Source organism: Streptomyces sp. NPDC047072 (assembly GCF_040643855.1).
Classification (GTDB): Bacteria; Actinomycetota; Actinomycetes; order Streptomycetales; family Streptomycetaceae; genus Streptomyces.
Window position 1 is genome coordinate 24,472 of record NZ_JBEYVC010000118.1, and the last position, 8,982, is coordinate 33,453.

Consider the following 8,982-nt stretch of genomic DNA (forward strand, 5'->3'; position numbering starts at 1 on the left):
CGGGCCAGGAGGGCCGCACGTCGGGACCGCCGGGACGCCTCCTACCAGGTCAGCCGGTTCACCGACTGCCGGATGATCAGCTGGGTGCCGAGCACCACGTGGTCCTCGCCCGCCGGAGCCTCCCCGCGGGACAGCGCCAGACGTACGGCGGTCCGGCCCAGTTCCTCGTAGGGCACCCGGACCGTGGTGAGCGCCGGGGTCAGGTCGGTGGCGAAGGGCACGTCGTCGAAGCCCACCACGGACACGTCACCGGGGACGTCCCGGCCGGCCTCGCGCAGCGCGGCCAGCGCGCCCAGGGCCACCATGTCGGAGGCCGCGAACACCGCCGTGAACTCCGGGCCGTCCCGCAGCGCGTCCCGGGTGCGGGCGTAGCCGGAGGCGCGGGTGTACGTGCCCGTCGTGTCGAGTTCCCCGTCGGGCTCGACGCCGTGCGCGCGCAGCGCGTCGTGGTACCCGGCCCGGCGCTCCTGCGCGCTGCTGATCCCGGCCTCGCCGCCGAGGAAGAGGACCCGCCGATGGCCGTACGCGAGCAGGTGCGAGACGGCCTGGAAGGCGCCGCCCCGGTTGTCGTAGTCCACGACGGTGACCGGCAGGCCGGGTGTCGGCGACGGACGGCCGACCAGCACCAGCCGCGACCCGGCCGCGTCCAGCGCCTTCGCGTACCCGGCCATGCGCCGGTCGTACGCCTCGTCGGGCACCGCGCCACCGACCAGGAGTACGGCGGCGGCGTGCTGTTCCCGCATCAGCTGGACCAGGTCGTCCTCGCGGGCCGGGTCGTCGTGCGTGGCGCACACCAGGCTGAGCCTGCCCCGGTCGGCGGCCTCCTGCTCCACCCCGGCGGCGACATGGGCGAGCGAGGGGCCGGTGATGTCCTTGATGACCAGGGCGACGGGCCCGGCGACCCGCCCGGACAGCGCCTTGGCGTGCACGTTGACCACGTAGTGCAGGGAGGCGACGGCCGCCATGACCCGGGTCCGGGTCTCCTCGGAGACGGGGTAGTTCCCGGCGAGCGTACGGGAAACGGTTGCTACGGACACGCCCGCCTTCGCGGCGACATCGCGGATCGTGCTCGGCCGCTCCTTGGCGCCCCCGTCGAGGCCGGCCCGCTTGCGTCTGGGCGAGCGGCCTCCACGATCGGCGGCCGGCCGTGCGCTGTTCCCGTTGTCCGTCACGGCTCGACGTTACTGCATGTGAGACGCGTTGCGGCAGCCGGATACGGGCGGGTGGCGTGCTCGAAGGCGGTAAACGTTTGCTGTCAGGGAATGAGCGTGAAGCTCGCCCGGTAGACGTAGCCCGGCGTGCCGGGGGTCCACGCGAAGCCGTGGCCCATGGTGAGGGTGCCCGTTGTTCCGTCGGGGTGGTCCACGTCGTTCTGGACGTAGCTGATGGAGTAGTCGATGGTGGCCGGAGTCGACCCCGACCACTCGTAGCAGGTGAGGTACTCCGGGTGCTCGTCGAAGTCCCGCGTGGCGGTGGGGTTTTCGGGGCTGAGGTAGATGTGCCGGATGTACTGCGGATAGGCGGACCAGTCCTGGCAGGTGACCTCGGTCGTCCCGGTGCCGGCGGAAGTGGCCGAGGCGGTGGCGGCCGGCGCTGTCAGCGGGAGGGTGAGGGCGGCGGCAACGGCCAGCAGGGCGGCGGGTCTACGCATGGTCGGCTCCGTGGGACAGGTCGATGGGTCGACTTATTGTGACAACGACACTCGTCCGCCACAGGGCGGATTCGAGCCCCCTTGCCCTCAACTCCCGTCGGAGTACGGCCGGTTCACGAGACGTCGGCCACCGAGAAGACCCCCAGCTCGCTCACCCCGTACAGCACGCCGTCCGACAGCAGGGGCGGAGTCGAGGTGGGGCTGAGATCCACGAACGAACGGCCCTGCGTGTCGAAGGACTTGGCCGTGCGGCCGATCTCCTTCCCGGTGCGCGGGTCCAGGGCGATGATGCTGGTGTCGGGCAGCGTGACGTACAACCGGCCCTGGTGGAAGGAGGGTTGGCTGAAGACGCGCAGGTCTCGAGAGCTGGTCCACAGCGGCGTGCCGCGCTTGAGGTCGAGGGCGAGCAGCGTCTCGTTGCCGTAGTCGAAGAGGTACATCGTGGTGCCCTGGACCAGTGGCGGCGCCTCCGGCTGGACGCTCCAGGGGAAGTCGATACGGCGCGAAGTGCCCTTGTCGAGATCCTGGACGTAGAAGGCGGAGGAGCCACCGGTGTCGCCCTCCCACTCCGCGTAGTACGCCGTGCCGTCGTGGACCGTGGCCAGCCACAGGTCGTCCTTCGGTGCCGCGACCCCGCCGAGCGTCCGCCCGGTGCGGGCGTCGAGCCGGTCGATCCGGCCGTTGCCGCCGCGCAGATCGGCGTAGAGCGTGCCGTCCGGTCCCTCGTGGAAGGTGCTCGTCGAGGTGGACGTCAGCTCGCGCTGCCACAGCTTCTCGCCGGTGCGCGGCGCGTAGGCGGCGAAGCGCGCGGTGTGGGAGCCGAGTTCGCTCAGCCGCACGACGAGCACCTCGCCCAGGACGTCGTACTGTCCCACCGGGCCGGACAGCCCCCACAGCCGCTTCCCGGTGCCGGCGTCGAAGGCGTCCATCCCCTCGGAGTGGTCCGCGCTGTTGACGAAGACCGTGCCGTCGTGGATCTGGGGGTTGCGCAGCGAGGCGGAGGAGACTTTCTTGTCGCTCATGGGCTTCGCCCAGTCCACGCGCCCTGTCGCGGGGTTCAGCCGCTCGAGCGCGATGTCCCAGGTGGCGCAGAAGACCCCCAAGGCGTCCGGGGTGCACAGCGGGCTGGAGGACTGGACGTCCTCCTTTTCGTTGTCCAGCGCGTTGTGCCAGGGCTTCCACCCCGCCGGAGCCGCACCGCCGGAGCCCGCCTGCGCCGTCGTCCGGCCGGCCTCGGTGACCGTGGCCGCCGAGTCGCCGGTGATCGCGGTGAACGTGGCCGCGCCCGCCGTACCGAGGGCGACCACGCAGGCGACGGCGGCCCAGAGCCACCGCCTGCGGCGCCTCGGCCGGGGCTGTCCGCCGGTCTCGGCGGGCGCCGGCGCCGACAGCACCGTGACCGGAGCCCGCGAACGCTCCCCGGAGGGGTCGGACCGGTCGTCGGGCACCTCCTCGGGCAGCCCCGCCAGCGCGTCGAGGACCTCGGCCGACGTCGGACGGTCGGCCGGCTCCTTGGCGAGACAGGCCGACACCAGGGGCAGCAGCGGTGCGGGCACTCCGCCGAGCGCCGGCTCGCGGTGCACGGTGTTGTAGGCCGCGAGGTAGGCGTTCTCCGCCTCGAAGGGACTGTGCCCGGTGGTCGCGTAGACGAGGACCGCGCCGAGCGAGAAGACGTCCACGGCGGGGCCGACCTCGTGCGGACGGCTGAACTGCTCCGGCGCCATGAACGGCGGCGAGCCCATCACCATGCCGGTCTGGGTGCGGATGTCGCTGTCGGCCGCCCGCGAGATGCCGAAGTCGATGACGCGTACGGCGCCGTCGTCGCCCTCGCCCGCCAGCAGGAGCACGTTGCTGGGCTTGAGGTCCCGGTGCACGACCTCCGCGCGGTGTATCTCCCGCAGCGCTTCGGCGAGTTCGGTGCCGAGGCGTCGCAACGCGCCCCAGTCCAGGGGCCCGGACTCGTCGACCCGGTCGGCGAGGGTGCGGCCCGGGACGAACGCGGTGGCCATCCACGGCCGTTCGGCCTCCGGATCGGCGTCGACGACCGGCGCGGTGAACGCTCCGCTGACCCGGCGCGCGGCCACGACCTCCTGACGGAACCTGGCCCGGAACTCGGCGTTGTCGGCGTACTTCGTGTGGACGACCTTGACGGCCACGGCCCGCCCCGATGGGGATCTGCCGAGGTAGACGGTCCCCATGCCGCCGGTCCCGATCCGCGATTCGATCCGGTACCCGCCCGCCGACCGTGGATCGCTCTCGCGCAGCGTCACACCGGCTCCCCTTCCCCCAGTCCCGGAATCTCCGGCCCCCTTGACAGGGTCCGCTCACTCTAACGGGCGTGACCTGCTCCGTCCCGGACCGGGTGGACACGATCGGTGACCGTGACGGCGCGCACCGCTCCGGTTCCGGATTGCCCGCGCCCGCCGACTGTCCGGGTTCCGTCCGAGGTGGGAGGCTGGAAGCGGACTGTTCGCCGAGGGGAACTCCGGAGGGCACGATGGGACGTGACGTGCCGGCCCTGGTGTTCACGCGGGAGGACCGCCGCCGCTACCGCGACAAGATGCACACCTGCCTCGACGTGCTGGCGCAGATGCTGCGCGAGTCGGGCTTCGAGAGCGAGCGCCCCCAGGTCGGGATGGAGATCGAGCTCAACCTGGTGGACGACGACGGACGCCCGGCGATGCGCAACACCGAGGTGCTCCAGGCCATCGCCGACCCGGCCTGGTCGACCGAACTGGGCCGCTTCAACCTGGAGATCGACATCCCGCCCCGCGAGCTGACCACGGGCGGCCCCGGGGCGTGGGAGCGGACGATCCGGGACGCCCTCAACCACGCCCAGGAACGCGCCGCGGCCGTCGGCGCCCACCTCATCATGATCGGCATCCTGCCGACGCTCGGCGACAGGGACGTCGGCGAGGCCGCCCTCTCCGGCGACCCGCGCTACCGGCTGCTCAACGAGCAGATCTTCGCCGCCCGGGGCGAGGACCTGCGGATCAGGGTGGACGGCGTGGAGCGCCTGGCGATGTACGCCGACGCCATCACCCCCGAGGCCGCCTGCACCAGCACGCAGTTCCATCTCCAGGTCGCCCCCAGGGAGTTCCCGGACTACTGGAACGCGGCCCAGGCGGTCGCCGGCGTCCAGACCGCCCTCGCCGCCAACTCGCCCTTCCTGTTCGGGAGAGAGCTGTGGCGCGAGACCCGCATACCGCTCTTCGAACAGGCCACGGACACCCGCCCCGAGGAGATCAAGGCCCAAGGAGTACGGCCCCGGGTGTGGTTCGGCGAGCGCTGGATCACCAGCGTCTTCGACCTGTTCGAGGAGAACGTCCGCTACTTCCCGGCCCTCCTGCCGATCTGCGACGAGGAGGACCCGCAGGAGGTCCTCGACCGCGGCGGCGTACCGGAGCTCGGCGAACTGACCCTGCACAACGGCACGATCTACCGCTGGAACCGGCCCGTCTACGCCGTCACCGCGAGCGGCCCGCATCTGCGCATCGAGAACCGCGTCCTGCCCGCAGGACCCACCGTGGCCGACACCCTCGCCAACGGCGCCTTCTACTACGGCCTGACGCGCGCCCTCGTCGACGAGGACCGGCCGGTGTGGACGCGGATGTCCTTCGCGGTCGCCGAGGAGAACCTGCACACCGCCGCCCGCGACGGCATCGACGCCCGCCTGTACTGGCCCGGTGTCGGCGAAGTCCCGGTCACGGAACTGGTGTTGCGCCGCCTGCTTCCCCTCGCCCACCAGGGCCTCGAACTCGCCGGCCTGGACGCGGCCTGGCGCGAACCCCTGCTCGGTGTCATCGAGCAGCGCTGTGTCACCGGCCGCAACGGCGCCCTCTGGCAGGCGGAGACGGTCCACCACCTGGAGAAGAACGCCGGCCTCGACCGCCAAGAGGCCCTGCGCCGGATGACGTTGACGTACATGGACTACATGCACCTCAACGCACCCGCACACACCTGGCCCGTGGAGTGACTACGGGCACGGGGCCGGAAGGAGAGGCTCCACCGGTGCTCGATCAGGAGCGCCACCCCTCGGCCGGCGTCAACGGGACCGGCGGTGGTACCTCGACCGACGTCGTCAGCTCCACGCGCCGTCCCTCGGCCGCCGAGCGGAGCAGCGCGTCCATCGTCTCCAGGACGTGCAGGGCGAGTTCACCGCTCGCGCGGGGTGCCCGCTGTGCGTCCGCGGCGAGAAAGTCGAGCAGGCCGACTCCCCGCGTGCCACCGACGTAGCCCGCCGACGGCGGCAGCGCGCGCCAGGTGTCGCCGCCGAGCGCGAAGTGCCGTACCTCTCCCTCGAAGTGGTTCGGGTCCGGGACCGACAGTGTCCCCGTCTCGCCGTGCACCTCGATCGGCGAGGCCGTGGTCGCCGTGCCGTCGAAACTCGTCGTCAGCGTGGTCAGGACGCCGCCCGCGTGCTCCAGGACGCCGGTGACGTGGCTGTCCACCTCGACCGGGATCCGCTCGCCCGTGCGCGGCCCGCTGCCGATGACGCGCTCGGTGCGCAGCCTGCTCGCCGCACCGGTGACGGCGCGCACCGGGCCGAGCAGGTGGACGAGGGAGGCGAGGTAGTACGGGCCCATGTCATAGAGCGGGCCGCCGCCGACGGTGTAGTAGAAGTCGGGGTGGGGATGCCACCGCTCGTGTCCCGGCGTGACCATCACGGCCGAGGCGAACAGGGGACGGCCGATGCGCCCCTCCGCCACGGCGGCCCGGGCCGTCTGGATGCCGGTGCCCAGGACGGTGTCCGGGGCGCAGCCGACACCGACGCCCGCCTGCCGGGCCGCCGCCAACAGGGCTCGGGCGTCGGGGAGTTCGGCGGTCAGCGGCTTCTCCCCGTACACGTTCTTCCCGGCCTCTACGGCTCCCAGCGCGATCTCGGCGTGCGCGCCGGGCACGGTGAGGTTGAGGACCGTGTCCACGTCCGGACTGCTCAGCAACTCGGCGACGGACAGGGCCCGCACGCCCGGCAGCCGGGCGGCGACCGCGGCCGAGCGGGACGCGTCGAGGTCGGCGACCGCGGTGATGCTCACGGCGGGATGCCCGGCCAGCGTGTCCAGGTAGGCGCGGGAGATGACGCCGAGACCCACGACCCCTACGCGGTGCGCGTCGCCCACAGCATCCCCCTCTCGATGATCGTGCGGACGTCCGTGTGCTCCAGCACGTCGAGGCTGTGCCCCGGCGTCGTCACCACGATCCGCCCCGCACCCCAGCGCCGGGTCCAGACCGCCGGAGAGGTCACCGGGCGGTCCCAGGGGTGCCACGGCCGTACGGGATGGGTGGTGGTGGCGAGGACGTCGATCAGGTCGTCGTGCAGGACCCAGTACTGCTCGGTGCACAGCTCGAAGTCCCGGACGCCCGCGGTGATCGGGTGTTCGCGGCCGAGGCCGGTGACCTCGACCGTGTGCGGGAGGAAGTTGTCCGTCTCGTCGCCCCGGCGCTCGCACGGCTCCTTGCCGGGATGGGTCGCGAACTGGCCGCCCACCAGCTGGAGATAGTCGGAGGAGGCACGGAAGGAGTCGGCGATCCCGCCGTGCCAGCCGGTGAGGCCGGTGCCGGCCTCGACGGCCGCGCGCAGCCCCGAGAGCTGGTCCGGCTTGATCTCCGACATCGTCACGCACTGCACCACGAGGTCGGTATCGGCCATCGCGGTGGCGTCCGCGTACACGTCCGTCGACTCCTCGATCCGGACGTCGTAGCCGTTGTCCCGGAGGAAGGGCAGGAAGAGCTCCGTGGCCCGGACCGGCTGGTGCCCCTCCCATCCACCTCGTACGACCAGGGCTTTCTTCCGTGTCATCGCGTTCCTTCGGGGACCGGGAGCAAGGCCCCTCACTATGTGCATGCTTCCGCCGTCCGGAAAAGGGGGCACCGGGCACGCGAAATTTTCGCGGCCGGGACCGGGTCGCGACCGGGCCGGGACAGGCCGGGAATGATGCCGAGATTGGTATGGACCTGACAGGCGGCTCCCGCTAGTCTCGACCGCGCCACACTCCTGAGAGCGCTCTCGGAGCTCTGCTGTTCCACCCCACCTCGCTGGAACGACGAAGGGCCACCTCCATGAGACGCACCAGATTCACGCGTGCCTGTCTGGCCGTACTCCTCGTGCTCGGCGCGGGCGCCGCCGCGGGCACCCAGTCCGCGACCGCCGCCGAGCCGCCCGCCTCCGCGGGTCTCCTCACCGCGATGCAGAAGGACTTCGGCCTCTCGAAGGCCGGGGCCGAGGCCAGGCTCGCCGCCGAGAAGCAGGCCACCGCGGTCGACCCCGAGGCCCGCAAGGCCGCCGGGGCCTCCTACGGCGGCTCCTGGTTCGACGCCTCCGCGAACAAGCTGACCGTCGCGGTCACCCGGGACGCGTCCACCGCGACCCTGAAGAAGATCCGAACCACCGGCGCGACCGTCCGCACGGTCGCCCACAGCTCCCGCGAACTCGACGCCACGCAGGCGAAGTTGAACAAGCTGTCGGCGCCGAAGAGCGTCAGCAGCTGGCACGTCGACCCGCAGGCGAGCACGGTCGTCGTGAACGTCGTCGAGGGCAGGCAGTCTGACAACGATGTCCGAGCCTTCCTCGCCCGCGCCCGACAGGCCGGCCCCGTCACCGTCGAGCAGGTCCCCGCGGCCCCCACGACCTTCGCCGCCGGAACCGTCGGCGGCGACCCCTACTACACCGGCAACGTCCGCTGCTCCATCGGCTTCTCCGTCTACGGCGGCTTCGTCACCGCCGGCCACTGCGACCAGCACACCGGCAGCGTCTACGGCTGGGACGGGTCGTACGTCGGCAACTTCCAGGGCTCCTCGTTCCCCGGCAACGACTACGCCTGGGTGAACGTGGGCAGCGGCTGGTGGACCGTGCCGGTCGTGCTCGGCTGGGGCACGGTCTCCGACCAGCTTGTGCGCGGCTCCAACGTGGCCCCCGTCGGCACCTCCATCTGCCGTTCGGGGTCGACCACCCACTGGCACTGCGGCACGGTCCTCGCGATGAACGAGACCGTCAACTACAGCCAGGGCGCGGTCTACGAGATGACGAAGACCAACGTCTGCGCCGAAGGCGGTGACTCCGGCGGCTCGTTCATCAGCGGCGACCAGGCCCAGGGCGTCACCTCCGGCGGCTGGGGCAACTGCTCCAGCGGCGGCGAGACCTGGTTCCAGCCCATCAACGAGATCCTCAACCGGTACGGCCTGACCCTGCACACCTACTAGGAGGTGGGGTGGGCCCGGCCTGGGTCGGAAACCGGGCTCACCCCCCTACGTCTCAGCGGGGCTGGTACGGACGCACGCGGCCGAGATCGCCGACGCGCTCGCCGTCTGCCAGGAGGAGACCCGCGCCGACC

General features: G+C 71.9%; 7 protein-coding genes. 2 read left to right on the forward strand and 5 right to left on the reverse strand.

Going from position 1 to position 8,982, the window contains the following annotated elements; genetic code table 11:
• Window positions 1-41 precede the first annotated feature (41 nt).
• From ABZ896_RS35995 to ABZ896_RS36005, 3 genes are all read right to left on the reverse strand, one after another.
• On the reverse strand, window positions 42-1,172 hold the full coding sequence (locus ABZ896_RS35995; RefSeq protein ID WP_360938540.1) for a LacI family DNA-binding transcriptional regulator: 1,131 nt from the start codon (window positions 1,170-1,172) through the stop codon (window positions 42-44).
• An 83-nt stretch (window positions 1,173-1,255) separates the two neighbouring features.
• Window positions 1,256-1,651 carry a hypothetical protein gene (locus ABZ896_RS36000; RefSeq protein WP_360938543.1) on the reverse strand — a complete coding sequence of 132 codons (396 nt, stop codon included), beginning with the start codon at window positions 1,649-1,651 and terminating at the stop codon, window positions 1,256-1,258.
• 113 nt (window positions 1,652-1,764) lie between these two features.
• The gene (locus tag ABZ896_RS36005) at window positions 1,765-3,921 is read right to left on the reverse strand and encodes a serine/threonine-protein kinase (RefSeq protein WP_360938546.1); all 2,157 of its coding nucleotides are present in this window, start codon (window positions 3,919-3,921) and stop codon (window positions 1,765-1,767) included.
• Between the two features lie 227 nt (window positions 3,922-4,148).
• On the opposite strand from ABZ896_RS36005, the gene ABZ896_RS36010 reads away from it, so the two are divergent.
• Window positions 4,149-5,627, forward strand: coding sequence for a glutamate--cysteine ligase (locus ABZ896_RS36010; protein WP_360938549.1), 1,479 nt, complete (start codon window positions 4,149-4,151; stop codon window positions 5,625-5,627).
• A 43-nt stretch (window positions 5,628-5,670) separates the two neighbouring features.
• Here ABZ896_RS36010 and ABZ896_RS36015 read toward each other — a convergent pair whose 3' ends face one another.
• Together ABZ896_RS36015 and ABZ896_RS36020 are read right to left on the reverse strand one after the other, a co-directional pair.
• A complete protein-coding gene (locus tag ABZ896_RS36015; protein ID WP_360938552.1) occupies window positions 5,671-6,771 on the reverse strand; it encodes a Gfo/Idh/MocA family oxidoreductase in 1,101 nt (366 codons plus the stop codon).
• Window positions 6,750-7,451 carry a ThuA domain-containing protein gene (locus tag ABZ896_RS36020; RefSeq protein ID WP_360938555.1) on the reverse strand — a complete coding sequence of 234 codons (702 nt, stop codon included), beginning with the start codon at window positions 7,449-7,451 and terminating at the stop codon, window positions 6,750-6,752. The genes ABZ896_RS36015 and ABZ896_RS36020 overlap by 22 nt, the downstream gene beginning before the upstream one ends.
• Before the next feature lie 260 nt (window positions 7,452-7,711).
• Here ABZ896_RS36020 and ABZ896_RS36025 point away from each other — a divergent pair, with 260 nt between their 5' ends.
• Window positions 7,712-8,851: a S1 family peptidase gene (locus ABZ896_RS36025; protein ID WP_360938558.1), complete on the forward strand. Its 1,140-nt coding sequence runs from the start codon at window positions 7,712-7,714 to the stop codon at window positions 8,849-8,851.
• Window positions 8,852-8,982: the final 131 nt, after the last annotated feature.

Bases quoted from the DNA above. Each gene is read 5' to 3' on its own strand.
- ABZ896_RS36000 (WP_360938543.1), bottom strand. From the start codon at position 1,651: ATGCGTAGACCCGCCGCCCTGCTGGCCGTTGCCGCCGCCCTCACCCTC.
- ABZ896_RS36010 (WP_360938549.1), top strand. From the start codon at position 4,149: ATGGGACGTGACGTGCCGGCCCTGGTGTTCACGCGGGAGGACCGCCGC.
- ABZ896_RS36020 (WP_360938555.1), bottom strand. From the start codon at position 7,451: ATGACACGGAAGAAAGCCCTGGTCGTACGAGGTGGATGGGAGGGGCAC.
- ABZ896_RS36025 (WP_360938558.1), top strand. From the start codon at position 7,712: ATGAGACGCACCAGATTCACGCGTGCCTGTCTGGCCGTACTCCTCGTG.